General features: G+C 70.5%; 27 protein-coding genes. 19 read left to right on the top strand and 8 right to left on the bottom strand.

Going from position 1 to position 24,228, the window contains the following annotated elements:
- The first annotated feature begins 109 nt into the window (after positions 1 to 109).
- Entirely contained in the window at positions 110 to 2,074 is a 1,965-nt protein-coding gene (locus tag CSIV_RS04325; RefSeq protein ID WP_077050194.1) for a glycosyltransferase, read from the top strand.
- 141 nt (positions 2,075 to 2,215) lie between these two features.
- On the opposite strand, the gene CSIV_RS18615 is transcribed toward CSIV_RS04325, so the two are convergent.
- Positions 2,216 to 3,529, bottom strand: a complete 1,314-nt coding sequence (locus CSIV_RS18615) for a lytic transglycosylase domain-containing protein (RefSeq protein ID WP_077050193.1) — start codon at positions 3,527 to 3,529, stop codon at positions 2,216 to 2,218.
- A gap of 303 nt (positions 3,530 to 3,832) precedes the next feature.
- Here CSIV_RS18615 and CSIV_RS04315 point away from each other — a divergent pair, with 303 nt between their 5' ends.
- From CSIV_RS04315 to CSIV_RS04285, 7 genes are all read left to right on the top strand, one after another.
- Positions 3,833 to 6,121 carry a polyribonucleotide nucleotidyltransferase gene (locus CSIV_RS04315; protein WP_077050192.1) on the top strand — a complete coding sequence of 763 codons (2,289 nt, stop codon included), beginning with the start codon at positions 3,833 to 3,835 and terminating at the stop codon, positions 6,119 to 6,121.
- Positions 6,122 to 6,346: 225 nt separating this feature from the next.
- The gene (locus CSIV_RS04310; RefSeq protein ID WP_077050191.1) at positions 6,347 to 7,372 is read left to right on the top strand and encodes an aldo/keto reductase; all 1,026 of its coding nucleotides are present in this window, start codon (positions 6,347 to 6,349) and stop codon (positions 7,370 to 7,372) included.
- 79 nt (positions 7,373 to 7,451) lie between these two features.
- Positions 7,452 to 8,054 (top strand): histidine phosphatase family protein, encoded by a 603-nt coding sequence (locus CSIV_RS04305; protein WP_077050190.1) that lies wholly within the window; start codon positions 7,452 to 7,454, stop codon positions 8,052 to 8,054.
- 225 nt (positions 8,055 to 8,279) lie between these two features.
- On the top strand, positions 8,280 to 8,417 hold the full coding sequence (locus tag CSIV_RS18235) for a hypothetical protein (protein ID WP_160897464.1): 138 nt from the start codon (positions 8,280 to 8,282) through the stop codon (positions 8,415 to 8,417).
- A 9-nt stretch (positions 8,418 to 8,426) separates the two neighbouring features.
- The gene (locus CSIV_RS04295) at positions 8,427 to 8,993 is read left to right on the top strand and encodes a hypothetical protein (protein WP_077050188.1); all 567 of its coding nucleotides are present in this window, start codon (positions 8,427 to 8,429) and stop codon (positions 8,991 to 8,993) included.
- 83 nt (positions 8,994 to 9,076) lie between these two features.
- A complete protein-coding gene (locus CSIV_RS04290; protein ID WP_077050187.1) occupies positions 9,077 to 9,298 on the top strand; it encodes a hypothetical protein in 222 nt (73 codons plus the stop codon).
- 29 nt (positions 9,299 to 9,327) lie between these two features.
- Complete coding sequence (locus tag CSIV_RS04285) at positions 9,328 to 9,507, top strand: hypothetical protein (RefSeq protein ID WP_077050186.1); 180 nt, start codon at positions 9,328 to 9,330, stop codon at positions 9,505 to 9,507.
- Between the two features lie 59 nt (positions 9,508 to 9,566).
- On the opposite strand, the gene CSIV_RS04280 is transcribed toward CSIV_RS04285, so the two are convergent.
- Together CSIV_RS04280 and CSIV_RS04275 are read right to left on the bottom strand one after the other, a co-directional pair.
- On the bottom strand, positions 9,567 to 9,836 hold the full coding sequence (locus tag CSIV_RS04280) for a hypothetical protein (RefSeq protein ID WP_077050185.1): 270 nt from the start codon (positions 9,834 to 9,836) through the stop codon (positions 9,567 to 9,569).
- A gap of 91 nt (positions 9,837 to 9,927) precedes the next feature.
- Positions 9,928 to 10,395, bottom strand: coding sequence for a GNAT family N-acetyltransferase (locus CSIV_RS04275; protein ID WP_077050184.1), 468 nt, complete (start codon positions 10,393 to 10,395; stop codon positions 9,928 to 9,930).
- 83 nt (positions 10,396 to 10,478) lie between these two features.
- On the opposite strand from CSIV_RS04275, the gene dapB reads away from it, so the two are divergent.
- Positions 10,479 to 11,291, top strand: coding sequence for a 4-hydroxy-tetrahydrodipicolinate reductase (gene dapB, locus CSIV_RS04270; protein WP_077050183.1), 813 nt, complete (start codon positions 10,479 to 10,481; stop codon positions 11,289 to 11,291).
- Positions 11,288 to 11,740, top strand: a complete 453-nt coding sequence (locus tag CSIV_RS04265; RefSeq protein ID WP_077050182.1) for a hypothetical protein — start codon at positions 11,288 to 11,290, stop codon at positions 11,738 to 11,740. The genes dapB and CSIV_RS04265 overlap by 4 nt, the downstream gene beginning before the upstream one ends.
- Positions 11,741 to 11,776: 36 nt before the next feature.
- Here CSIV_RS04265 and CSIV_RS04260 read toward each other — a convergent pair whose 3' ends face one another.
- The 4 genes from CSIV_RS04260 to CSIV_RS04245 form a co-directional block, all read right to left on the bottom strand.
- Complete coding sequence (locus tag CSIV_RS04260; RefSeq protein ID WP_077050181.1) at positions 11,777 to 12,691, bottom strand: TIGR01777 family oxidoreductase; 915 nt, start codon at positions 12,689 to 12,691, stop codon at positions 11,777 to 11,779.
- Positions 12,684 to 13,109 (bottom strand): OsmC family peroxiredoxin, encoded by a 426-nt coding sequence (locus CSIV_RS04255; RefSeq protein WP_077050180.1) that lies wholly within the window; start codon positions 13,107 to 13,109, stop codon positions 12,684 to 12,686. The genes CSIV_RS04260 and CSIV_RS04255 overlap by 8 nt, the downstream gene beginning before the upstream one ends.
- A 105-nt stretch (positions 13,110 to 13,214) precedes the next feature.
- Complete coding sequence (locus CSIV_RS04250; protein ID WP_077050179.1) at positions 13,215 to 13,721, bottom strand: DUF4395 domain-containing protein; 507 nt, start codon at positions 13,719 to 13,721, stop codon at positions 13,215 to 13,217.
- On the bottom strand, positions 13,714 to 14,151 hold the full coding sequence (locus CSIV_RS04245) for a TlpA family protein disulfide reductase (protein WP_076490839.1): 438 nt from the start codon (positions 14,149 to 14,151) through the stop codon (positions 13,714 to 13,716). Before CSIV_RS04245 ends, CSIV_RS04250 begins: the two co-directional genes overlap by 8 nt.
- 165 nt (positions 14,152 to 14,316) lie before the next feature.
- Between CSIV_RS04245 and CSIV_RS04240 the strand changes: the two genes are divergently transcribed.
- The 3 genes from CSIV_RS04240 to CSIV_RS04230 are packed head-to-tail and all read left to right on the top strand — an operon-like array spanning position 14,317 to position 16,378.
- Positions 14,317 to 15,126 (top strand): thymidylate synthase, encoded by an 810-nt coding sequence (locus CSIV_RS04240; RefSeq protein WP_077050611.1) that lies wholly within the window; start codon positions 14,317 to 14,319, stop codon positions 15,124 to 15,126.
- Positions 15,123 to 15,626, top strand: coding sequence for a dihydrofolate reductase (locus CSIV_RS04235; RefSeq protein ID WP_077050178.1), 504 nt, complete (start codon positions 15,123 to 15,125; stop codon positions 15,624 to 15,626). The genes CSIV_RS04240 and CSIV_RS04235 overlap by 4 nt, the downstream gene beginning before the upstream one ends.
- Positions 15,623 to 16,378: an SDR family NAD(P)-dependent oxidoreductase gene (locus tag CSIV_RS04230; RefSeq protein WP_077050177.1), complete on the top strand. Its 756-nt coding sequence runs from the start codon at positions 15,623 to 15,625 to the stop codon at positions 16,376 to 16,378. The genes CSIV_RS04235 and CSIV_RS04230 overlap by 4 nt, the downstream gene beginning before the upstream one ends.
- Position 16,379: 1 nt before the next feature.
- Here the strand turns inward: CSIV_RS04230 and CSIV_RS04225 are convergent, their stop codons facing one another.
- Positions 16,380 to 16,916, bottom strand: a complete 537-nt coding sequence (locus CSIV_RS04225) for an NUDIX domain-containing protein (protein WP_077050176.1) — start codon at positions 16,914 to 16,916, stop codon at positions 16,380 to 16,382.
- 111 nt (positions 16,917 to 17,027) lie between these two features.
- On the opposite strand from CSIV_RS04225, the gene dapA reads away from it, so the two are divergent.
- From dapA to CSIV_RS04195, 6 genes are all read left to right on the top strand, one after another.
- A complete protein-coding gene (gene dapA, locus CSIV_RS04220; protein WP_077050175.1) occupies positions 17,028 to 18,005 on the top strand; it encodes a 4-hydroxy-tetrahydrodipicolinate synthase in 978 nt (325 codons plus the stop codon).
- A gap of 77 nt (positions 18,006 to 18,082) precedes the next feature.
- Positions 18,083 to 19,759: a ribonuclease J gene (locus CSIV_RS04215; protein WP_077050174.1), complete on the top strand. Its 1,677-nt coding sequence runs from the start codon at positions 18,083 to 18,085 to the stop codon at positions 19,757 to 19,759.
- Between the two features lie 72 nt (positions 19,760 to 19,831).
- Positions 19,832 to 20,323: a GNAT family N-acetyltransferase gene (locus CSIV_RS04210; protein WP_077050173.1), complete on the top strand. Its 492-nt coding sequence runs from the start codon at positions 19,832 to 19,834 to the stop codon at positions 20,321 to 20,323.
- A 74-nt stretch (positions 20,324 to 20,397) separates the two neighbouring features.
- Positions 20,398 to 23,097, top strand: coding sequence for a DNA translocase FtsK (locus CSIV_RS04205; protein WP_077050172.1), 2,700 nt, complete (start codon positions 20,398 to 20,400; stop codon positions 23,095 to 23,097).
- On the top strand, positions 23,097 to 23,684 hold the full coding sequence (gene pgsA, locus CSIV_RS04200; protein ID WP_077050171.1) for a CDP-diacylglycerol--glycerol-3-phosphate 3-phosphatidyltransferase: 588 nt from the start codon (positions 23,097 to 23,099) through the stop codon (positions 23,682 to 23,684). The genes CSIV_RS04205 and pgsA overlap by 1 nt, the downstream gene beginning before the upstream one ends.
- Positions 23,681 to 24,208, top strand: a complete 528-nt coding sequence (locus CSIV_RS04195; protein ID WP_077050170.1) for a CinA family protein — start codon at positions 23,681 to 23,683, stop codon at positions 24,206 to 24,208. The genes pgsA and CSIV_RS04195 overlap by 4 nt, the downstream gene beginning before the upstream one ends.
- Positions 24,209 to 24,228: the final 20 nt, after the last annotated feature.

Below are 24,228 nucleotides of genomic sequence, written 5' to 3'. Positions count from 1 at the left end.
AGACGGGATGCCGACGGGGCGGTGACCCGCCGCGGAGCATCCGGTGAACATCGCGAACGTCGGGCCCTGATCGACGCCGCGGCGGGGTCACGGGTCCCACCCTGGATGCGTGAGAGTCGCGCTGCTGGCCGAGTCCTTCCTCCCGCACATGAACGGGGTCACCGGTTCCGTTCTGCACGTCCTCCGTCATCTGGCGGAGGCTGGTCACGAGACTCTCGTGATCGCCCCCAAGTCCGGAGACGTCACCGCCGATCTGCACGGCGCCCGCGCCGAGCTGCTGCGCTCGGTGCCGCTGCCGTCGTATCCCGAGGTGCGGGTGGTGTTCGCCCGCGCCGCACGCCTGGGCGCGCTGCTCCGGGAGTTCCGTCCCGACGTGGTGCACCTGGCATCCCCGTTCGTCCTCGGCTGGCAGGGACTCGCGGCCGCCGAGGCTCTCAAGATCCCCTCGGTCGCCGTCTACCAGACCGACGTCATCTCCTACGCCCAGAAATACGGCCTTCCCCAGGCCACCGCGCTGGTCGCGGGGCACGTCACCCGCCTCCACCGCCGGGCGACCCTGACGCTCGCCCCGTCGTCGGCATCCACCCGTCAGCTCGAGGAGCTCGGCGTCGACCGCATCCGCCGATGGGGGAGGGGAGTGGATGCCGTCCGCTTCGCACCCGAGCACCGCGACGAGACCTGGCGCGCCACGGTCGCGCCCGGCGGTGAACGCATCGTCGGATACGTCGGCCGCCTCGCCCCCGAGAAGCAGGTCGACGACCTGCGCGCGCTCGCCGACCTGCCGGGGACGCGCCTGGTCATCGTCGGAGATGGACCCTCGCGTCCGGCTCTGGAGAAGGCGATCCCGGATGCCGTCTTCACCGGGCACCTGTCGGGGGTCGACCTCGCGCGGACGATGGCGGGCTTCGACGTGTTCGTGCACCCCGGCGAGAGCGAGACCTTCGGCCAGACGATCCAGGAAGCTCTCGCGAGCGGTGTGCCGGTCGTGGCCACGGGCGTCGGCGGGCCGCTGGACCTGGTCCGCTCGAGCGTGGACGGCTGGCTGTACAAGCCGGGCGACCTCGACGACCTCCGCGCGCGGGTCGCCGACCTCATCGGCGACGACTCCAAGCGGCAGGCGTTCGCCCGCGCGGCGCGGGACGCCGTCGCGGGCCGGACGTGGGAGGCCCTGACCCGCGACCTCGTCGGGCACTACCGCGAGGCGGCCGCGCTGCGCGCGCGCGACGAAGGCATGCTCGTGCGCGGGGGAGAGCGTCCCGAGGTGCCGGCGCCCCGCGCCCGCGGGCGCTGGACGCGCTACGTCGCCCTCGGCGACTCGCTCACCGAGGGGCTGTGCGATGCCTCGCGCATGCCGTCGGGTCAGTTCCGCGGGTGGGCGGACCGCCTCGCGGAGCTCCTCGCCCACACCAGTGACGACGGGCCGTTCCGCTACGCCAACCTCGCGGTGCGCAGCCGCCGGGTGCGGCACCTCATCGACGAGCAGATCCCCGCCGCCCTGGCGCTCCAGCCCGACCTCGTGTCGATCCTCATCGGCGCGAACGACCTCGTCGGTCCCGCCCCGGTGATCCCGGCTCTCGTGGCCGAGGTGGAGTCCGCCGTGCGTGCCGTCCGCCGCACCGGCGCCGACGTGCTGCTGGTGACGACGTTCCTTCCGCGGCGGACGGCGGCGCGGATCTTCGCCCGACACTTCGCCGCGTACAACGTCGAACTCCGCCGGATCGCCCGCACGCACGGCGCGATCCTGCTCGACCTCGAGGCCGTCGCCGAGATCGGCGACCTGTCGCTCTGGGCCGACGATCTGGTGCACCTGCGCTCGCGCGGCCACCGCCTCGTGGCCTACCGCGCGGCCGAGGCGCTGGGCGTGCCCGACGCCGGGGAGCTGTCCGGCCTCGACGAGGCGCTGCACGCCGACGACGAGGTGCCGCAGGGCGGGTGGCTCACGCGCGACGCCCTGCCCTGGGTGTGGCGCCGCATCCGCGGCCGGACCGCCGGCGACGGCATCCTCGCCAAGCACGAGGGCTACGTCGAGCTGCCCACGCGCGGAGACCGCCAGCGTCAGCGCGCGTCGTCCTGAGCGGGGTCTGCGGCGGCCATTTCACGTGATCTGGCCGAATGCGCACGGTATGGCCCGGCCGGGGCGTGTGATGTGGTCCATTTCACGTGATCTGGCTTCGCGTGCACGGCACGCGCCGGGCGGGACCGGGAGGGGCGGTGCTCAGTACCAGCCGGTCGACTCGGAGTGCGCCCACGCCCCGCAGGGAGAGCCGTAGCGCGACCTGATGTACGACAGGCCCCACGCGATCTGCGTCGCGGCGTTCGTCCGCCAATCGAGCCCCGCTGCGGCCATCTTCTCGCCGGGGAGGGCCTGGGGGATGCCATAGGCACCGCTCCACGGATTGAGGGCGTCCGCGCGCCAGCCGGACTCCCGGTTCCACAGCGACACCAGGCACGAGAACTGGTCGTCGCCCCACCCGTATCCGCCGAGCGCGCCGCGTGCGTAGTCGCGCGCCTCGGAGGGGCTCATGGTCGGCCCCGCCGGCGCGGTGGTGCCGCCCGACCCGCCGGTGGAGCCCGATCCGCCCGCGCTCGACCCGCTGCCGCTCGAGCCCGAGCCGGACCCGCCGCCGGAGGAGCCGGATCCGTTCGAACCCGAGCCGCCGCTCGTCCCGGTACCGGAGCCCGTCCCGCCGCCGCTCGAACCACCCGTGGTCGCCGAACCGCCGCTCGACGCGCCACCGCTCGAACCGCCCCCGCCGGACCCCGCGCTCGCCCCGCCGCCGGTCGCGCCGCCCGGGTCGGCCGCCTGGGCCGTCGTCTGCGCGGCCAGACGCGCCGCGCGTTCCTGTGCCGCGGTCGTCTCGCGAAGGGCGGCGAGCCGGGCGTACAGCGCGTCCAGCTCGGCCTGGGTCGCTGCGACCGTGGCCGCCTCGGCATCCGCGTCGGTCTGTGCCTGGGCGGCAGTGGCCGCCGCCTCGGTGGCGAGGCGGGCCGCCTCCGCGCGCGCCTCCTCGGCTTGCGTGCGGAGCGATGTCGCGAGGTCCGCGGCGCTCCGGGCCTCGCTCGCGGTCCGCGCCGTCATCGCCGTCACCCTGTCCAGGATGCCGAGACGGTCCAGCAGCGAGTCAGGCTCGGCCGTGGTCAGCAGCTGCGCGACGAGGGGGCCTCCGGCGCTCGACCGGTACAGCCGCGCCGCACTCGCGCCCGCGCGGGCGCTCGCCGCCGTCAGGGTCGTGTCGGCCGTGGAGCTCTGGGCGGTCAGCGACTCCGCACGGGCCGCCGTGCTCTCCGCGAGCAGGCGCGCGCGTTCCGCCGCGGCGGAGGCGTCGAGCGCGCGGCGCGACGCGGACGAGGCCGCGGTTTCGGCGGCATCCAGCTGCTGTCGGATCTCCGCCACGGCGGGGTCGTCGTCGCCCACCGCCGTGGAACGGACGGAGACCGCCGCGGCCGGACTGAGAGGAGCGATCGCGAGGGCACCGCAGACCACGGCGCACGCGAGGACCGTGTGACGCGTGTGACGTCTGAGGCCCATGAGGCGAGGGTACGGCACCCGTCCGCGTCGAACCAGCCGCGAAAGCCCGGCCCTGATAGGCTCTCGGAGGATGCCGCCATGGCATCCGCTCAACTACACATGAGCTCACGGAGCAGGCCGGCAGACGCTGGTCCCCTGTGGTGGACTCCCCGTCATGACGCCGGGTGGTCGTCTACTGGTGGCCAGTCGCCGGGATTTCCGGGCCGACGAGTCGGCGCGCCCTTTCTGCCTGTTCCTGCTCCTTCGCATGTCAGCTCGTCGCCCACACGGGGCGCCGAGCCTAAACAAAGAAGGAGGGACCTCTTGGAAGGTCCAGAAATCACCGCCGCTGAGGCCGTTCTCGACAACGGTCGTTTCGGCACCCGTACCGTTCGCTTCGAAACGGGCCGTCTCGCGCAGCAGGCGCAGGGCGCGGTCGCCGCGTACCTCGACGAAGAGACCATGCTTCTCTCGGCCACCAGCGCCGGCAAGCACCCGCGTGAAGGCTTCGACTTCTTCCCGCTGACCGTCGACGTCGAAGAGCGTTCGTACGCCGCCGGAAAGATCCCCGGCTCGTTCTTCCGCCGCGAGGGTCGCCCCTCCACCGAGGCCATCCTCGTATGCCGTCTCATCGACCGCCCGCTGCGACCGTCGTTCGTCGACGGCCTCCGCAACGAGGTGCAGATCGTCGTGACCGTGCTCTCGATCGCGCCGGGCGAGTTCTACGACGCCCTCGCCATCAACGCCGCGTCGCTGTCGACCCAGATCTCGGGCCTGCCGTTCTCGGGCCCCATCGCGGGTGTCCGTCTCGCGCTCCTCCCGGGTCACGGCGAGCACGCCGACCAGTGGGTCGCGTTCCCGACCGTCACCCAGCTCGAGGATGCCGTCTTCGACCTGATCGTCGCGGGCCGCGTGCTCGACGACGGCGACGTCGCCATCATGATGGTGGAGGCCGAGGCGACCGAAGGCAGCTGGAACCTCATCAAGGGCGGCGCCACCAAGCCGAACGAGCAGGTCGTGGCCGAGGGCCTCGAGGCCGCGAAGCCGTTCCTGCGTCAGCTGGTCGACGCGCAGAACCAGGTCGCCCGCACGGCGGCCAAGGAGATCCAGACGTTCCCCGTCTTCCCGGCGTACAGCCAGGAGACCTACGACTTCGTCGCCGGTCGCGCGTACGACCGCCTCGTGCCGGTCTACCAGATCGCCGACAAGCAGGAGCGTCAGAACGCCGACGACGAGGTCAAGTCCTCCGTCAAGGAGCAGCTGCTCGCCGCCGTCGAGTCGGGGGAGCTCCCCGCCGTCGCGACGCTCGAGTTCAACGCCGCGTACAAGTCGGTGACCAAGACGATCGTCCGCGGTCGCATCCTCGCCGAGGGTGTGCGCATGGACGGACGCGGCCTGGCCGACATCCGCCCGCTCGACGCCGAGGTGCAGGTCATCCCGCGCGTCCACGGCTCGGCGATCTTCCAGCGCGGCGAGACCCAGATCCTGGGTGTCACCACGCTGAACATGCTCAAGATGGAGCAGCAGATCGATTCGCTGTCGCCCATCACGAGCAAGCGCTACATGCACCACTACAACTTCCCGCCGTACTCGACCGGTGAGACCGGTCGTGTGGGCAGCCCGAAGCGTCGCGAGATCGGGCACGGCTTCCTCGCCGAGCGCGCCCTCGTGCCGGTGCTCCCCAGCCGCGAGGAGTTCCCGTACGCCATCCGTCAGGTCTCCGAGGCGCTCGGCTCCAACGGCTCGACCTCGATGGGCTCCGTCTGCGCCTCGACCCTGTCGCTGCTGAACGCGGGTGTGCCGCTGCGCGCCCCCGTCGCCGGTATCGCCATGGGTCTGGTCACCGACGAGGTCGACGGTCAGACGCGCTACGCCGCGCTGACCGACATCCTCGGCGCCGAAGACGCCCTGGGTGACATGGACTTCAAGGTGGCCGGTACGAGCGAGTTCATCACCGCGATCCAGCTCGACACCAAGCTCGACGGCATCCCGTCCTCGGTCCTCGCCGCGGCGCTGACCCAGGCGAAGGAGGCTCGTCTGACGATCCTCAACGTCCTGAACGCCGCGATCGACGCGCCCGACGAGATGGCGCCCACCGCGCCGCGCGTCATCAGCGTGCAGATCCCGGTCGACAAGATCGGCGAGCTCATCGGGCCCAAGGGCAAGACGATCAACTCCATCCAGGACGAGACCGGCGCCCAGATCTCGATCGAGGACGACGGCACGGTCTACATCGGTGCGACCGACGGCCCGTCGGCCGAGGCCGCCCGCGCCCAGGTCAACGCGATCGCAAACCCGACCAACCCCGAGGTCGGCGAGCAGTTCCTGGGCACGGTCGTGAAGATCGCGACCTTCGGCGCGTTCATCTCGCTCCTGCCCGGCAAGGACGGACTGCTGCACGTCAGCGAGGTCCGCAAGCTCGCCGGTGGCAAGCGCGTCGAGAACGTCGAGGACGTCCTGTCCGTCGGCCGCAAGATCCTGGTGCGCATCACCAAGATCGACGACCGCGGCAAGCTGTCGCTCGAGCCCGTGCTCGACGAGGCCACCGAGCCCGCCGACACCGAGAGCTCGGCTGCGGCCAGCGAGGGTCCCGAGGGTCCGGCCGAGGGCTGATCCCTCTTCGACGGATGCCCGTCCCGCTTCTCGCGGGGCGGGCATCCGTGCATTCCGCCCTCCTCGGTCGCCGAGATTCCGCCGTCATCAAGCGTTATGCAATGTTTACCGCCGAGCCGGGTGAATCGGCGGTCGGACTCTCGTGAGGCCCTACCCTCGAACTACGCGTCGGGGGCGCAGTGGGCGCCGCCGGCGTCCGGTCTCCGCCGCACCGAGGAGTGGCCCATGAGCGGCTCGGGCGTCGACGAGACGGCCACGCCGCCCCTGCGCCGGAACCGCGTGCCTCACCCCTCGGCCCCCGTGACGCTGCAGGGTCCCGGTCTCGGGTCGCACGTCCGCGTTCCGCTCGGCGAGACCGGCTTCGACGTCTTCCCGCTCTTCCTCGGCGGCGGCGAATTCGGCTGGAACGTCGATGCGCAGGCGAGCCACGAGATCCTCGACACGTACGTCGAGCTCGGCGGCAACGCGATCCACACCGCCGACAGCTACGCGGCAGGCCGCAGCGAGTTCATCATCGGATCCTGGATGCGCTCGCGCGGGACGCGCGACGACACCGTCCTCACGGTGCGCATCGGTCGGCATCCCGACAACCCCGGTCTCGGTGCGGTCAACCTCGTGCGCGCGGTCGAGGCGTCGTTGAGCCGTCTCGGCACCGACCGCATCGATGTGCTCTCGCTGGATGCCGTCCGGGGTGACACCGCCGTGCTGGAGGACACGCTCGCGACGTGCGAGTGGCTCGTCGAGAGCGGCAAGGTGCGCGCGATCGGGGCGCACGGCTACACCGCGTCGCAGCTGGTGGAGGCGCGGATCCTCTCCTCGGCCGGGTACCCGCGCGTGACGGTGCTCGACGTGCCCTACAACGTGATGCGTCGCGACGAGTTCGACGGCGACCTGCGGCTCATCGCCGCGGCGCAGGGGATCGCGGTCACGCCGTCGCACCCGCTCGCGCACGGCTTCCTCGCCGGAGAGACCCGCACGCGCGGTCAGCAGGCCACCTCGGTCCGCGGCTCCCAGCTCGCGGCGCACCTGAACCGCCGCGGTTCCCGGGTCCTGCGGGCGCTGGATGCCGTCGGCGTGGAGCTGGGCGTCCCGGACGCCGCGGTCGCCGTGGCCTGGCTCCTCGCTCAGAAGGCGGTCACGGCGCCGATCGTCAATGCGTTCGCGCCGCGGCACGTGGTCGAGTGCATGCGCGCGGTGGGCGTCCGGTTGAGCCGCGCCCAGCTGTCGGACATCGCCCGCGCTGCCGAGTGATCCGCCCCGTGTCGGAGGCGTGACGTAGGCTGGAAGTGTTCTGCGGGGGGCCCGCACACTGACGACGAGGTGAGCTGACGTGACGCACTACATCTACCTGGTGCGCCACGGCGAGCACCAGGATGCCGAGCACGGACTCACCGACGGACCCCTGTCTCCGCGCGGTCACCGCCAGGCCGCTCTCCTCGCCGACCGTCTCTCGGGCCTGCCGCTCGACGCCGTCTGGCACTCGCCCCTGGAACGTGCCGCTCAGACCGCACGCGCCGTCGCCGAGCGTCTCCCGTCGGTCTCGCCCGAGGCATCCGCCCTGCTGTTCGACTGCGTCCCGACCGGCATGACGGCCGAGACTCCGGCGGCGTACGAGCCGTTCTTCGGCTCGATCACCGAGGCCGAGCTCGAGGCCGGCCGGGCCCAGATGTCGGATGCCACGGCCGAGTTCCTTGCGCGCAAGACCGGTGAGGTGCACGAACTGCTGATCACGCACAACTTCGTGATCGCCTGGTTCGTGCGCGAGGTGCTCCAGGCTCCCGAGTGGCGGTGGATGACGATCAACCAGGCGTACTGCGGACTCACCGTCATCGCGCAGAAGAAGGGCCGCCCCTGGACCCTGCTGTCGCACAACGACCTGGCGCACCTGCCGGTCGAGTTGCGCACGGGCCTCGTCGACCCGCTCCCGGTCTGAGGTGGCGGCGGCGTTCCGCGGCGAGTCGTACGTGCCCGTCGCCGGGTGGCTGGCTCTGGCCGGTACTGTCGCCGGGGCGGTGGTCTACGGCCTACTCTTCGGTTTCCTGATCCCGCCCGACCGGGGCGAGGAAGACGTCTGTGAGGCGGATCCCGTCGCGGTCAGGTGGGGGGTGCCGGGCGCGCGAGTTGCAGGACAGGCCTCAACCAGGTGAATCAGAACCAGGTGAATCAGAAGGTCGAAGCCGTGCAACGGCAGACCAACGGGACCCTCAGCAAGAAGGACGACGAGATCGCCCGCCTGAACGAAGAGGTAGCGCGACTCAACCGTCAGCTCCACCCGGAGGACGGGGACGGTCGGTAGGGTCTGGCCATGACGCTCCCGGTATGGCTCCAAATTGTCGCCCTCGCCGTTCCCGCAGTCGTGGCCATCTTCTCCGCGCTGTGGGCATCGCGATCCGCCCGTCGTGCACAGCAGGCGGAGCATGAAGCCGCTCGGCTCCGGGCGCTAGAAGATCGAGTCGCCCAGAAGAAGTACGAGCTATATCAACCGTTCCTGCAGACCCTTGGCGACCTGCTCACGCCATCGCGCAATGTCGCAGCTGCCGCCCAATTGGAAGATGTCATCGCCGACTTCCAAACATTCGTTGCGGTGTGGGGGTCAGACGAGGTCGTGGAAGCCTTTTACAGGTACCGCGCAGCAGCGAACGTGTCGCCCTCCAGCACGATCATCTTCCGACTGATGGCAGATCTCCTGATCGCGGTGCGCCGGGACGTTGCTTGGCCCGAAACTAAGATTCCTAGCCTCTACACCATCGCAATGCGCATCAATGATCTCCACGAACATCCGGAGCTGGCCGAAGCCCTCTCGATGCCGCTAGACGAGCTCATCGAACGAGAAGGCTGGACGGCCCCCTTCGACCTGACCCGCACCGCTTAGTCTTTGGCCCGGAAGCTCGTAGACAACGGCGTGGACCCGAGATCTCACCCCACAAGGACGGGCACGGTCGCTAGGGTCTCAGCATGAGCGCGAACAGAGAGCACGAAGTGAAGCCCGGAGACGTCGTACTCGTCCAGTTCACCGGAGCTGAACGCCACCCGGAGGGAACCATCACCTCCTGGGACGAGGTCGGCGTGAACGTCGTGCACGACAGCGAAGCGGGCTACTTCGCGGCGTTCTATCCCTGGCCCAGCATCCAGCGGCTGTACAAGAAGATCGAGCCCGAGGTCTGGCCTGCCACATGATCGGCATGAGCCGGCGCTAACCTCAGGCCATGGCTCACTACGAAATCGACTCCGTGTTCCCCGACATAACGACCGTGGAAGCGGATTCGTTCTACGTCAAAGACGACTTCGTCCACTTCGCCAAGCGCGTGGGGCACAGTGACGAAACTTTCCTCGCGATTCGGTCGGATCTCGTTCAGATGATCCGGCAGGTTCCGAGCGGCGACTGACTTCCCTTTCGCCAGCCCCTCATCCATCTCGGGTGAGGGGCTTCGTCGCGATATGGCAGTCAGTCGAAATGGCCCTGCATCGCTTCGTGCTTCACGTTGAGGTGGGTCCACGCGGCAGGGGTGCATGCGTGGACCACCAGGATGCCGTCATTGGCGTCAGCGACTTTGGCAAGTGCGTCTCGCAGCTCAAACGGCGAGAGGGTCGTTTCGACCAGCCACACGCTCTCTAGGGGCCTTACCGCGTAGGGCAGTGAGTTGAGGTACGCGTACAGGGGCTGGTAGTCGCGCCCCGGTGCACGGAGGTCATACGTGACGATATAGCTGGGCATCGATGCCGTCCTTCTCCTCGAGTGGGACAGCGTGCCAGCGCGGCGCACCGAGTGCCGCGAACTGTTGTCAAACCGAGACCGGCCCGCGCGGTTAAAGAGCCTTACGTAACCACACAGTCGCGTTGGCGTTGTCGTTGTACGCGGGGATCGCCTGGAAACCCGAACGCGCGTACAGGCCGCCCGCCGCGTCGAGCGTGTGGTGGGTGTCGAGGACGAGTTCTGCGGCGCCGCGTTCACGGGCTCGACGTTCGAGGTCCTGAAGGATCCGGCGCCCCCACCCGCGTCCGCGACCGATGTCGCGGACGAACAGGTGCTTGACCTCGTCGCGCGGACCGTTCGGCCCGTCGTCGATGCGGCGGATGCCCCCGCATCCGGCCGGGCGACCCTCGTCGTCGTCCAGCACGACGAAGACGCCGGCCGGTTCGACGAACGTCGCGGGCGACGGGAAGACGGTGCGGTACCCGCCGCCGGGGAAGATCGAGGCGCGCAGCGTGAAGTACTCCTCGAGCAGCGCGTGCGCGTCGGGGGCGTCGACGGGGGAGAGGCGAATCGAGACCACGTTCCGATGCTAGGCGAGGGTCGAACCGGCGCGTCCCTCCCCGGGCCCCGCCCGCGGGGCGCGCCGACACCTAGGCTGGCAGCATGACCACACGCGTTGCCATCGTGGGCGGAACCGGGAAGCTCGGCGGAGTGATCCGCGAGGTCGTCGAGGCCGAAGAGGGGTACGAGGTCGCCGCCGTCCTCGGGTCGCGATCCGACCTCGCCGAACTCGACGGCGCCGACCTGGTCATCGACGCATCGACTCCCGCGGTGTCGATCGACGTGGTGCGCGCGGCCATCGAGCGGGGGATCAACGTCCTCGTGGGCACATCGGGATGGTCGAACGAGCGCATCGCCCTGGTGCGCCCCCTGGTGGATGCCAGCGGCACCGGCGCCGTGTTCATCCCCAACTTCTCGCTCGGCTCCGTGGTCGGCAGCGCCCTCGCCGCCGCGGCGGCCCCCTTCTTCCCGTCGATCGAGATCGTCGAGGCGCACCGCGAGACGAAGGTGGATTCGCCCAGCGGCACCGCCGTCCGGACGGCCGAGCTCATCGCCGCGGCCCGCGAGAAGGTCGGTCCCGTGCACTCGCCCCACGTGGACCAGCGCGCGCGGGGCCAGCAGGTCGCCTCCGTGCCGATCCATTCGTTGCGACGCCCCGGTGTCGTCGCCCGCCAGGAGACCGTGCTCTCCGGCGCGGGAGAGTCGCTCACGATCGTCCACGACACCATCGACCCGGCCACGGCCTACGCTCCCGGCATCCGCATCGCGATGGCCGCTGCGCGCGAGGCGCGCGGGGTGGTCGTCGGGCTCGACAGCTTCATCGACATCGGCGTACGTACGCGTCCCGCCCGTGCGGAGGCGCCGATCGCCGACGGAGACGTCTCCGGTCAGGTCGCGGGCGTCACCAGCGCATGAGGACGCGCATCGCCGTCGCGATCATGACGGTGCTCCTCCTGCTGTACGTCGTTCTCGCGGGCCAGCGCGCCCTCGTGCTGCTCGGCAGCGGCGAGGGCGTGGGAATCGCGATGGGCGTGGCCCTGATCGTGCTGCCGATCATCGCGCTGTGGGCGATCGGCCGGGAACTCTGGTTCGGTGTGCGCGCCCAGAAGCTCGGCGAGATCCTGGATGCCGAGGGTGCCCTGCCGGACGAGGAGCTCGAGGTGCGCCCGAGCGGGCGGGCGACGCGCGCCGACGCCGACGCACTCTTCCCCGACTATCGTGCCGACGTGGAGGCGCATCCGGCGGATTGGCGGGCGTGGTACCGGCTCGGTCTCGCGTACGACGCGTCCGGCGACCGGCGTCGGGCGCGCGAGGCGGTGCGCCGGGCCATCGCCCTCGAGGCGGCCGACCGACGCGTCGCCTGACGCGACGGCCGACGCCCGGAGGCGCGGCCGTCGGCGTCAGCGAGCGGCGGGAACGGCGGACGCGACGGCGTCCTCGACGGTGCGGTGCAGGAACGTGAAGCCCGCGTCCTCGAGCACGGCGGGGCGCACATCGGCATCCGAGGTGAGCAGGGCCTCCGTCGCGTCCCGGCCGAGCGCGAGCTTCATCGCCCACACGGGGGCGCGGAGCACGTACGGGCGGTTCATGCGTCGGGCCAGGGCGAACCCGAGGTCGTTCGCCGTCGCCCGCGTCGGCCCGGTGAGGTTCACCGGTCCTTCGAGGTCGGAGTCGATGACGTGCCGGATGGCGCGCACCTCGTCTTCCAGCGTGATCCACGGCCACACCTGGGTGCCGCGACCGATCGGCCCGGCGGCGCCGAGCTTCGTGAGCAGGAGCAGCGGCTTGAGGACGCCGCGTTCGTGCACGACCGGAGCCGTGCGCAGCAGGGCGACACGGGCGCGCGGTCCCGCACCGCGGGCCGCGTTCTCCCACTCGTCGCAGATGTCGACGAGGAATCCGTCACCGCGTCGCGACGACTCCGTGAGCACCGCTCCCGGCTGCGATCCGTAGTACCCGGTCGCCGAGGCGTTCACGAGCGCCGGAGCGTCGTCGCCGAGTGCCCGGATCGCGGTGGCGAGCGTGCGGGTCGGGGTGATCCGCGACCACAGCAGTCGGCTCTTGTACGACGGCGTCCACGGGAATCGCCCGATCGAGGCGCCGTTCAGGCACACCACCGCGTCGGCGCCGGCGAGCACGCCCGGATCGAGCGGGGTGGCATCCTGCAGCCACTGCACCTCGTGCGGGCCGGATGCGGGATGCCGGACGAGCGACGTCACCTCCACGCCATCGGCGCGCAGCGCCTCGGCCAGTGCCGAGCCGATGAGGCCCGACGCGCCGGCGAGGACGACGCGTCGAGCCGGGGACTCAGGCAAGCGTGGCCTCGAGGGTGATGTCGATGCCCGCGAGCGCCTGCGAGACCGGGCAGTTCGCCTTGGCGTCGTTCGCGATCTTCTCGAACGTCGCGGCATCCAGGCCCGGGACGACGGCGTTGACGTTCAGGTGGCTGCCGGTGATCCCGGTGCCCGGCTTGAAGGTGACCGACGCGGTCGCGTCGATCGATTCGGGCGGGGTGCCGTTCTCGGCGAGGGCGTTGGAGAGCGCCATGCTGAAGCACGACGAGTGCGCACCGGCCAGCAGCTCTTCGGGGGTGGTGACCGAGCTGGAGCCCTCGCTACGGGCCTTCCAGTTCACGTCGAACGTGCCGATCCCCGACGACGTGAAGGTGACCTCGCCCGATCCCTCGAACAGGCTGCCCTTCCAGGCGGTGGTGGCTTCGCTCGTGACGGACATTCGAACCTCCGTGTTCCGCGCAGCCCGAAGCGGCTGCGGCGAAAGTCAGCCTAGCCACGGCCTCCGACGCGTCGGAGGTCTTGACAGCCCCCGCCTAGACGGCGCTCAGGCGGCGGAGGGGCGACGCCGACCGATGAGGCCCGCACGCTGGAGGAGGAGGTACAGCTGGCATCCGAGGCACAGCCCGAAGACGGCGTTCAAGAACGCGGCGACGAAGGCCATCGCCGCGGCGATCGGGAGCGCCCACGGCACGCCCGCGACGTGCAGAAGAAGACCCACGGCCGTGACGAGCAGGCCGACACCCTGCGCGAAGCGCGGCGGGCGCGGGTCTTCGAACTCGGTCGGCGGGGCCAGGCGCGGCTGCACCACCCGCCGGAACAGGACGCCCCACGGGGTGGTGCGCGGCGACGCGACCCCCCACACGAAGAGGAGGGCGATCACCAGGACCAGCAGGAAGCCCGGGTCGAGGAGGCGCGCCGACAGCGTTGCGGCGGCGAGGTCGCCGGTGGCGACGCCGATCAACGACAGGAAGGTCGCGATCAGGAGCAGGACGGTGGTGATGGATGCCGCGAACCGCGGTCCTCGGACATCGATGCGCTGGACCTCAGGCACGGGCGGACTCCTCTTGCAGGCGGCTCAGTTCGAGCTCGACGACGGCGCGGCCAGGGGTACCGCCGAAACGGGTGCGGATCGCACCGTGGCGGTCGAGGACGAGCGTGGTGGGCGTCTGCAGCACGCGGAAGTGCTGGGCGATGTCGGGACGATGCGTCAGGTCGACGTCGAGGTGGCGTACGCCCTCGCGGTCGTCGGCGATGTCGGACAGCATGCGGTGGACGCCCGGGCAGCGCGCGCACATCTCGGTGCTGAACTGCAGCAGCGTCGCCTCCTCGCCCAGTCCGTCGGCGCCGAGGCGGCGCGGGTCGACGATCTCGGCGGAGTCCACGGTGCGAGCACGGCCCTGCGTGCGGCGGAAGACGACGCCGGCGCCCACGGCGACCACGACGAGCGCGGCGATCACGAGGAGAGCAAGAGTCAGGTCCACGACCGATAACGCTAACGCGCGCGAGGACGACGCGGGCCGATGAGTCCCCGAATGACGCTCCCGCCCGGCGTTTCCCCAGCGGTCCCTCAGACAACGCGGTTCTCCGACGACGGAGCGCCCGCGCGCTCCGCGCGGGTGTCGGAGGACCCCGGTATCGTGAGAACCGTGACCGCCGACATCCCCACGCCCTACGAAGATCTCCTGCGCGACGTCCTCGCCTCGGGCGTGCACAAGTCCGATCGCACCGGCACCGGCACCACGAGCGTGTTCGGTCGACAGATCCGATTCGACCTCGCTCAGGGGTTCCCTCTCGTGACCACCAAGCGCGTCCACATGAAGTCGATCGTCTACGAACTGCTGTGGTTCCTGCGCGGCGAGTCGAACGTCGGGTGGCTGCAGGACAACGGCGTGACCATCTGGGACGAGTGGGCGGATGCCGCCGGCGAGCTCGGCCCCGTCTACGGCGTCCAGTGGCGCTCGTGGCCGACCGCCGACGGCGGCGAGATCGATCAGATCTCGCAGGTGATCGAGCAGATCCGTCGCGACCCCGACTCGCGTCGCCTGATCGTGTCGGCGTGGAACCCCGCCGACATCCCCGACATGGCGCTCGCCCCGTGCCACGCGCTGTTCCAGTTCTACGTCGCCGACGGCAAGCTCTCCTGCCAGCTGTATCAGCGCAGCGCGGACATGTTCCTGGGTGTTCCGTTCAACATCGCCTCGTACGCGCTGCTCACGCTCATGATCGCCCAGCAGACGGGATTGGAGCCGGGCGAGTTCGTCTGGACCGGCGGCGACTGCCACGTCTACGACAACCACCGTGAGCAGGTGCAGGAACAGCTCTCGCGTGATCCGTACCCCTACCCGACGCTCCGGTTCGCCCGGAAGCCCGACTCGATCTTCGACTACACGTACGACGACATCGTGGTCGAGGACTACCGGCACCACCCCGCGATCCGGGCGGCCGTCGCGGTATGAGCAGGCTCGGGCTCGTCTGGGCGCAGGCGCACGGCGGCGTCATCGGCGCCGCGGGTGAGATGCCCTGGCACGTGCCGGAAGACCTGGCCCACTTTCGCGCCGTGACGGGGGAGTCCGACGTCATCATGGGGCGCCGCACGTGGGAGTCGCTCCCGCCGCGATTCCGTCCCCTTCCTGGTCGCCGGAACATCGTCGTCTCGAGCTCGGTCGACTGGGCGGACGAGGGTGCCGAGCGAGCGGATTCCCTGGATGCCGCGCGCGCGCTGTCCACGACACCCGAGGTGTGGGTGATCGGCGGCGGACAACTGTACGCCGAGGCCATCGGGAAGGCGGACGCCCTCGAGGTCACGCAGCTCGATCTGGAGGTCGACGGCGACACGTTCGCCCCGCCTCTTTCCGGATGGGCCCGAACCTCCGCCGACCCCGACGACGGCTGGCACGTCTCGCGCACCGGCATCCGGTATCGCTTCGAGACCTACGTCCCGGCGGACCGCCCATGACACGCACCGCGCTCATCACCGGCGCCAGCTCCGGCCTCGGCGCCGAGTTTGCGCGTCAGCTCGCCGTCCACGGCGCGGACGTCGTCCTCGTCGCGCGCGACCGCGAGGCGCTCGCCGCGGTGGCCGACGGCATCAGCGCGGTCTCCCGGAGCCGGGTCGAGATCCTTCCCGCCGATCTTCTCGACGACGACGACCGCGCGGCGGTCGAAGCGCGTCTCGCCGTCGGCGTCGACGTCCTCGTCAACAACGCCGGATTCGGTCTCGACCTGGCGTTCGAGGAGAACGACATCGCCGACGAGGTGCGGCACCTCCGGTTGCACGTCGAGGTCGCGATGCGTCTCACGCACGCGGCTCTGCCCGCGATGCTCGAGCGTGGCGGCGGCAGGATCATCAACGTCGCCTCGGTGGCCGGATTCGTTCCACGCGGCACTTACGGCGCCGTGAAGGGGTGGCTGATCTCGTTCAGCCGCTGGGCGAACGTGGTCTACGGTCCGCGGGGAGTGACCGTCACGGCGGTGTGCCCGGGATTCGTGCACACCAACTTCCACGAGCGCCTCGGACTCCCGCCCGGGCAGGAGGGGGTTCCGGCCGGGATGTGGCTCGACGCCGGCACCGTCGTGCGCGAGGGGCTGCGTGACGCCGCCCGCGGCCGCTCGGTGTCCATCCCGTCGCTGCGCTACAGGGCGATCGTCGCCGTGTCCCGCCTGCTCCCCGACGGTGTGGTCGTGCGTGCGGCGTCGCGGGGCCGCTGACTCAGCGGAACCGACCCGAACGGATGCCGGCGAAGGCCAGCGCCGCGATCGTCTCCCCGTCCGTGATCCCGCCGTCGGCGATGAGGCCCAGCACCTCCGCGAAGGGCACCCACCGCACGGCCTCGATGCCCTCCTCGCGCTGCGTGGACGTGGCATCCGCGATGCGGAGATCCCGCGCGAGGTAGACGTGTTCGGGCGCCTCGGCGATGCCGTTGAGAGCGTTCATGCGCCCCAGATGCTCCCAGGTCGCGGCCGTCACACCGGTCTCCTCGAGCAGCTCCCGCTGGGCGGCGACGAGCGGGTCCTCGCCGTCGCTGCCGCCGGCGGGGACCTCCAGGGATCGGCCCGTCGTGTACCTCTCGAGCTCGACGAGGCAGACGCGATCGTCCTCGTCCAGGGCGACGACGAAGACCGCGGGCTGCTGCATCCGGACGACGCCGTAGATCCCCTCGCCGTCCGGGCCCGTGACCTCGTCCTCCCGCACCCGGATCCAGCGGTTCTCGTACACGGTGCGGGTGGAGCGGGTCGTCCAGGCCATGCGGTCAGCCTAGGACGACCTCGCGCCCCGACCCGACCCGCGTCGGACGATGTTCATCCACCGGGGCCGCAGGACCGGGGGGAGAGCGAGCCGAACCGATAACCTGAGAGCATGACGCACTCCGGCAACCCCTTCGGTCAGGTGCTCGTCGCGCTCGTCACCCCGATGACGGCCGACGGCGAGGTCGATTGGCCCGCGGTCGAGAAGCACATCGACGACGTCGTGAGCGCCGGCGCCGACGGTGTCGTCGTCACGGGCACCACCGGCGAGACGTCGACGCTCACCGACCCGGAGAAGCTCCGTCTCGTCGAGGTCGGCAAAGACGTGGCGGCCGGTCGCGCGAAGATCATCACCGGCGGCGGCTCGAACGAGACCGCGCACGCGATCGAGCTGTACAAGGCCAGCGAGAAGGCCGGCGCCGACGGCATCATGATCGTCACGCCGTACTACAACAAGCCCACCCAGGCCGGCATCCTGACCCACTTCCGGCTCGTCGCCGATGCGACGGACCTCCCGGTGATCCTCTACGACATCCCCGGTCGCACGGGCGTCGAGATCAAGTACGAGACGATCCTGCGTCTCGCGAAGCACCCGAACATCCTCGCCGTGAAGGACGCCAAGGGCGACTTCAGCGAGGTCAGCCGCGTGCTGAACCAGACCGACCTCCTGTACTTCTCCGGCGACGACGCCAACGTCCTGCCGCACCTGTCGATCGGAGCCTCGGGACTCATCGGTGTGACCGCCAACATCGCCGCCGCCCCGTATCGGACGATCGTGGATGCCGTGAACCGCGGCGACCTCGCCACGGCCACCGCCGAGCACAAGCGCCTCGAACCGCTCGTCCGCGCGGTGATGACGCACGTGCCGGGAACGGTCGCGGCGAAGTACATCCTCCACGGCCTCGGCCGCATCGGCAGCCCCCGCGTCCGCCTGCCCCTGGTGGGTCCGGAGGAGTGGGAGGCCGCGACGATCGAGGACGAGCTCGCGCTGGTCCGCGACGTGCCCGGCGCCGACTTCTCCAACTTCCGTCCCGACCGCAACGCCGCGGCGGGCGGTGCCCTGCCCAAGGTGCACGGCACCACGAGATAAGCATCGGCGTCCGCCGAACCGCGGCCAGGGACGCCACACGAAGGGATGCCGCAGGGCGGCGTCCGAGGAGGCACCATATGCCCACGACCGTTTACGATCCCCCCACTCTCGCTCCGGGAACCCTGCGCGTGGTCCCGCTCGGCGGCCTCGGCGAGGTCGGTCGCAACATGACCGTGTTCGAGTTCGAGGGGAAGCTCCTCATCGTCGACTGCGGCGTGCTGTTCCCCGAGGAGCACCAGCCGGGTGTCGACCTGATCCTGCCGGACTTCGAGCCGATCCGGCACCGCCTCGACGACATCGTCGGCGTCGTGCTGACCCACGGGCACGAGGACCACATCGGGGCCGTCCCGTACCTCCTCAAGCTCAAGAACGACATCCCCCTCATCGGGTCCGGCCTGACGCTCGCCCTCATCGAGGCGAAGCTCAAGGAGCACCGGATCCGGCCGTACACGCTCACGGTGAAGGAGGGGCAGCGCGAGCAGGTGGGTCCCTTCGACCTCGAGTTCGTCGCGGTGAACCACTCGATCCCGGATGCCTTGGCCGTGGCGATTCGCACGCCCGCCGGTCTCGTGCTGGCCACCGGCGACTTCAAGATGGATCAGCTGCCTCTCGACGGTCGGATCACCGACCTCCGTGCGTTCGCGCGCCTGGGCGAGGAGGGCGTCGACCTCTTCCTCGTCGACTCGACGAACGCCGACGTCCCCGGCTTCACGCCGACGGAGCGCGCGATCGGCCCGGTCCTGGACCAGGTGATCGCCCGTGCCCCCCGTCGCGTCGTCGTGGCGAGCTTCTCGAGCCACGTGCACCGGGTGCAGCAGGTTCTGGACGCCGCGCACGCCAACGGCCGCCGGGTCGCGCTCCTCGGGCGCAGCATGGTGCGCAACATGGGCATCGCCGCCGACCTCGGCTATCTGAACGTCCCGGACGGCGTGCTGATCGACTACAAGAAGGCGCGCGACCTGCCCGACGACAAGATCGTCTACATGTCGACGGGTTCGCAGGGCGAGCCGATGGCCGTGCTCAGCCGCATGGCGAACCTCGACCACGCGATCGAGCCCGGCGAGGGTGACACCGTGATCCTGGCATCCAGCCTCATCCCCGGGAACGAGAACGCCGTCTACCGTGTCATCGACGGGCTCACGAAGCTCGGCGCGACCGTCGTGCATAAGGGCAACGCGAAGGTGCACGTCTCGGGTCACGCGGCGGCGGGCGAGCTGCTCTACTGCTACAACATCCTGAAGCCCAAGAACGTGCTGCCCGTCCATGGCGAGTTCCGTCACCTGATGGCCAACGCGAAGCTGGCGCAGGAGACGGGGATCCCCGCCGACCGGACCATCCTGGGCGAGAACGGCACGGTGGTCGATCTCCGCGATGGCCGCGCCGAGGTGGTGGGTCAGCTGGACATCGGTTTCGTCTATGTCGACGGCTCGTCGGTGGGCGAGATCACGGATGCCGACCTGAAGGACCGCCGCATCCTGGGCGAGGAGGGGTTCATCTCGGTGATCGTGGTCGTCGACCGCCAGACCGGCAAGATCATCTCCGGTCCCGAGGTGCATGCCCGCGGGTTCGCGGAGGATGCCGCGGTGTTCGAGAGCGTCAAGCCGAAGATCGCCGCCGCTCTGGCCGAGGCCGCCCAGTCGGGCGTGCGCGACACGCATGCGCTGTCGCAGGTGGTGCGTCGCACGATCGGTCGCTGGGTGAACCAGTCGCTGCGTCGACGCCCCATGATCGTGCCCCTCGTCATCGAGGCATGACCCCGGGCCCGCTCTCCCTCCGCCGGGGGAGCGGACCCACGGACGCGCCGCGCGGATCGGTATCATGCGGGCATGCCCGCCATCCCGATCCGCGCGGCTCTCCCGTCCGACGGCGCGTTCCTCGCCGACATGACCGTGGAAGCCGCGAACTGGCGCGCCGGCAGCGTCCGACCGCGTCATGAGGTGCTCAGCAGCCCCGACCATCAGCGGTACGTCGCGGGGTGGCAGCGACCGGGCGACGCGGGTTTCGTGGCCGAATCGCCCGCGGGCGAGGCGATCGGCGCGGCCTGGTACCGCATGCTGCCGCGCAGCGAGCCCGGCTTCGGCTGGGTCGGCACCGGCGTCCCCGAGCTCATCATCGGCGTGCGTCCGGTGTGGCGGGCCCATGGAGTCGGACGGGCTCTCCTGCAGCGTCTCGTCGCCCACGCCCGGGATCAGGGCTATTCGCGCATCAGTCTCAGCGTGGAGCGCGACAATTTCGCCCGCACGTTCTACCGCACCGAGGGCTTCGCGGTCACCCGAGCGGGGCAGGGACGCGACGTCATGGTGAAGACGCTGCGCTGAACCGCGGTATCGGTCCGGTCTCGAACCCCGCGTCGGTCCCTGCGAATGTCGGGAGCTCGGCCTACCGTGGAGGAATGCCCCGCAGTACGTCCACGTCCGGCGGTCGCGCCCCCGCCAAGGGACAGGCGCGACCGAAAGCGTCGGCGCCCGCGCCCAAGCGCTACGTCGACGAGCCCGACAGGCCGCCCGTCGCCGTCCGCGCCTGGACCGCGTTGGCCCACGGGGTCGGCGGCATGTTCCGCGTCTTCGGCCCCGAGACCCTCGAACGCGACCAGCGTCGCGACGGTTTCCCGTTCCTCCTCGTCCTCCTCGCCGTACTCGGTGCGGTGGTCGAATGGTTCTTCATCGGCACCGAGGTCGCCGCGGCGATCAGTGCCTACAGCTTCGGCGGACTCATCGGCCGTGTGGCCTTCGTGTTCCCGGTGCTGTTGCTGCTCCTGGCGGGGTGGTTGTTCCGGCACCCGTCGTCCGTGCACGACAACGGGCGAATCGGTATCGGCTTCGCGCTCTTCGTCATCTCGATGGCCGGGTTCTGCCACGTCGCCGGCGGACGCCCGGCTCCGAGCGCCGGGCTCCCCACTCTCAGTCTCGCGGGCGGTCTGGCCGGCTGGCTGAGCGGCGAGCCGCTCGCGTTCGTGCTCAAGGACGTCGGTGCGTACATCGCGCTGTCGCTCCTGACGGTCCTGAGCGTCCTGATCCTCACGAAGACCCCGCCGAACCGCATCGTCCAGCGCCTCGGCGACCTGTACGCCTGGATGTTCGGCGCCGAGCGTGTCGAGAAGGATGCGACGACGGCGGTCCTGCCGGTGGATGCCGAAGACGACACGCCCGGCGAGAAGTCGTTGCCCTGGTGGCGGAGGAACAAGTCCGGCCGCGAAGAGGACGTCGATGGCGACCTCGGCTCCGACGACCTGACGACACTGCTCTCACCCGGCACCACCCAGGGGGGATTCGAGTCCGCCTTCGTCGCGCCCTCTGCTCCCGCGGCCCCGCCGGCGGCCCCGCCCGCTCGCCCGCCGATGCCACCCGCACCCGACGCGCTCACCGAGATCATCGACCCGGGTGCCCTGGCCGGCGTCGCCACCGGGCGCGGGCTCCACGACGATTCTCCGACCGTCGACGAACCCGACGACGACCTCCCCGGCATCTCCGGCCTCGGCGGTGACAACGCGGGGCTCCCGCCGTCCGCGAACTACCGGCTGCCGTCGGTCGCCGCCCTCGCCGCGGGGACGCCGCCCAAGGCGCGCTCCGCCGCGAACGACGCGGTCGTCGCCGCCATCGAGAGCGTCATGGAGCAGTTCAAGGTCGACGCACGCGTCACGGGGTTCTCCCGCGGTCCGACCGTTACCCAGTACGAGATCGAGGTCGGACCGGGCGTCAAGGTCGAGCGGATCACCGCACTGACCAACAACATCGCCTACGCCGTCGCCTCCAACGAGGTGCGCATCCTCGCGCCGATCCCCGGCAAGAGCGCGATCGGCGTCGAGATCCCCAACGCCGACCGCGAGATCGTGACGCTCGGCGACATCCTCCGATCGGATGCCGCGACCACCTCGACGCACCCGATGACGATCGGTGTCGGCAAGGACGTGGGCGGCGGCTTCGTGGTCGCGAACCTCGCGAAGATGCCTCACCTCCTCGTCGCGGGGTCCACGGGCTCCGGCAAGTCGAGCTTCGTGAACTCGATGATCACGAGCCTCCTCATGCGGGCGAAGCCGTCCGAGGTGCGAATGGTCCTCATCGACCCGAAGCGCGTCGAGCTCACGTCTTACGCCGGCGTGCCGCACCTGATCACCCCCATCATCACCAACCCCAAGAAGGCCGCCGAGGCGCTCCAGTGGGTCGTGAAAGAGATGGATATGCGATACGACGATCTCGCGTCGTTCGGCTTCCGTCACATCGACGACTTCAACCGAGCGGTCGTCGCGGGCGAGATCCAGCTCCCGGCGGGCAGCGAGCGCGTGCTCAAGCCCTACCCGTACCTGCTGGTCGTCGTCGACGAGCTCGCCGACCTCATGATGGTCGCCCCGCGCGACGTCGAGGACTCGATCGTCCGCATCACGCAGCTGGCCCGCGCCAGCGGCATCCACCTCGTCCTCGCGACTCAGCGCCCCTCCGTCGACGTCGTCACGGGTCTCATCAAGGCCAACGTGCCCTCGCGTCTGGCGTTCGCGGTGACGAGCGTCACCGATTCGCGTGTCATCCTCGACCAGCCGGGCGCCGACCGTCTCATCGGGCAGGGCGACGGCCTGTTCCTGCCCATGGGTGCGTCCAAGGCCCTGCGCGTGCAGGGTGCGTGGGTGAGCGAACAGGAGATCGAGCGCGTCGTGGCCCACGTGACGCAGCAGGCGCGTCCCGAGTACCGCTCCGATGTGCAGGCGGCGGCCGAGAAGAAGGAGATCGACGCCGACATCGGCGACGATCTGGAGCTGCTCCTAGCGGCCGCAGAGCTGGTGGTCTCGACCCAGTTCGGGTCGACCTCGATGCTGCAGCGCAAGCTCCGCGTCGGTTTCGCGAAGGCCGGGCGCCTCATGGACCTCCTCGAGTCGCGCGAGATCGTCGGGCCGTCGGAGGGTTCCAAGGCCCGCGACGTCCTCGTCACGAACGAGCAGCTTCCGGCCGTCCTCGCCCGCCTGCGCGGCGAGGATCCGCCCGCCGGCGGCGACGACGACCGCTACGGTCCGGATGCCGTCGAGGCACAGTTCGACGGTCTTCCCGTCGTCGGTGACGACGAGGACTCCGAAGACGCCTGGCAACTGACGGGACGCGACTGATGGCCGTGCACCCGCAGCTTCCCAACGCGATCACGATCGCGCGGATCCTGTGTGCGCCGGTCTTCCTGTGGCTGCTGCTCGCGGACGCGGGGGCCGGGGGAGGGCTCCGTTGGGCTGCGGGCATCGTCTTCATTGTGGCGATCGCCACGGACGGCGTCGACGGGTACATCGCGCGCCGGTTCGACATCGTCAGCGACCTCGGGAAGCTCCTCGATCCGATCGCCGACAAGGCGCTCACCGGCGTCGCGTTCGTCGGGTTGTCGATCCTCGGCGAGCTGGACTGGTGGGTGACGATCGTCGTTCTGGTCCGCGAGATCGGCATCACCGTCTACCGCTTCATGGTCGTCAGCGACCACGTGCTCGCCGCCGCCTGGATGGGCAAGCTCAAGACCGTGGCGCAAGCCGTGGCGCTCTCGATCGCGCTCCTGCCGCTGGCATCCCTGTCGGATGCCGCCGTCTGGCAGTCGACCGTGTGGTGGGCCGGGGTGGTGACGATGACCATCGCGGTGGCCCTCACCATCGCGTCGGGCATCGACTACGTCGTCTCGGAGGTTCGCGGGGCGCGCGCACGGCGAGGCGGCCGATGATCGACGGCGTGCCCGACGACCTCGACGAGACCGTCGTGCGCGACCCGCGCGAGAGCGCCGCCGTACTCCTCGAGCGTCTCGTCGAACTCGGCTGGACAGTCGCCGTCGCCGAGTCGCTCACCGGCGGCATGGTCGTCTCGTCGCTCGTCGACATCCCGGGTGCGTCCCGCGCCGTCCGGGGCGGAGTCGTGGCGTACGCGACCGATCTGAAGCGGAGCGTGCTCGGCGTCGATCCCGCGCTCCTGGAGGCGCACGGCGCCGTACATCCGCGCGTCGCCCGTCAGATGGCGCGGGGCGTCCGTGACGTCCTCGGACACGACGGCATCCCGGCCGACGTCGGTATCGCCACCACCGGGGTCGCCGGTCCGGACCCGCAGGACGGGCAACCGGTCGGGACGGTGCACATCGCCGTCTCGACGCCCCTCGGGACGCGCGTGGACTCCCTCGTGCTGGCGGGCAACCGAGACCGCATCCGCCGGGAGGCGACGCACATCGCCATCCGTCGCGCCCTCGCCGCGCTGTGAGCGCTTCCGCTCGTGCCGAG

The organism is Microbacterium sp. CSI-V (assembly GCF_001984105.1).
Taxonomy (GTDB): Bacteria; Actinomycetota; Actinomycetes; order Actinomycetales; family Microbacteriaceae; genus Microbacterium.
This window is presented reverse-complemented; position numbering and strand designations above follow the sequence as displayed.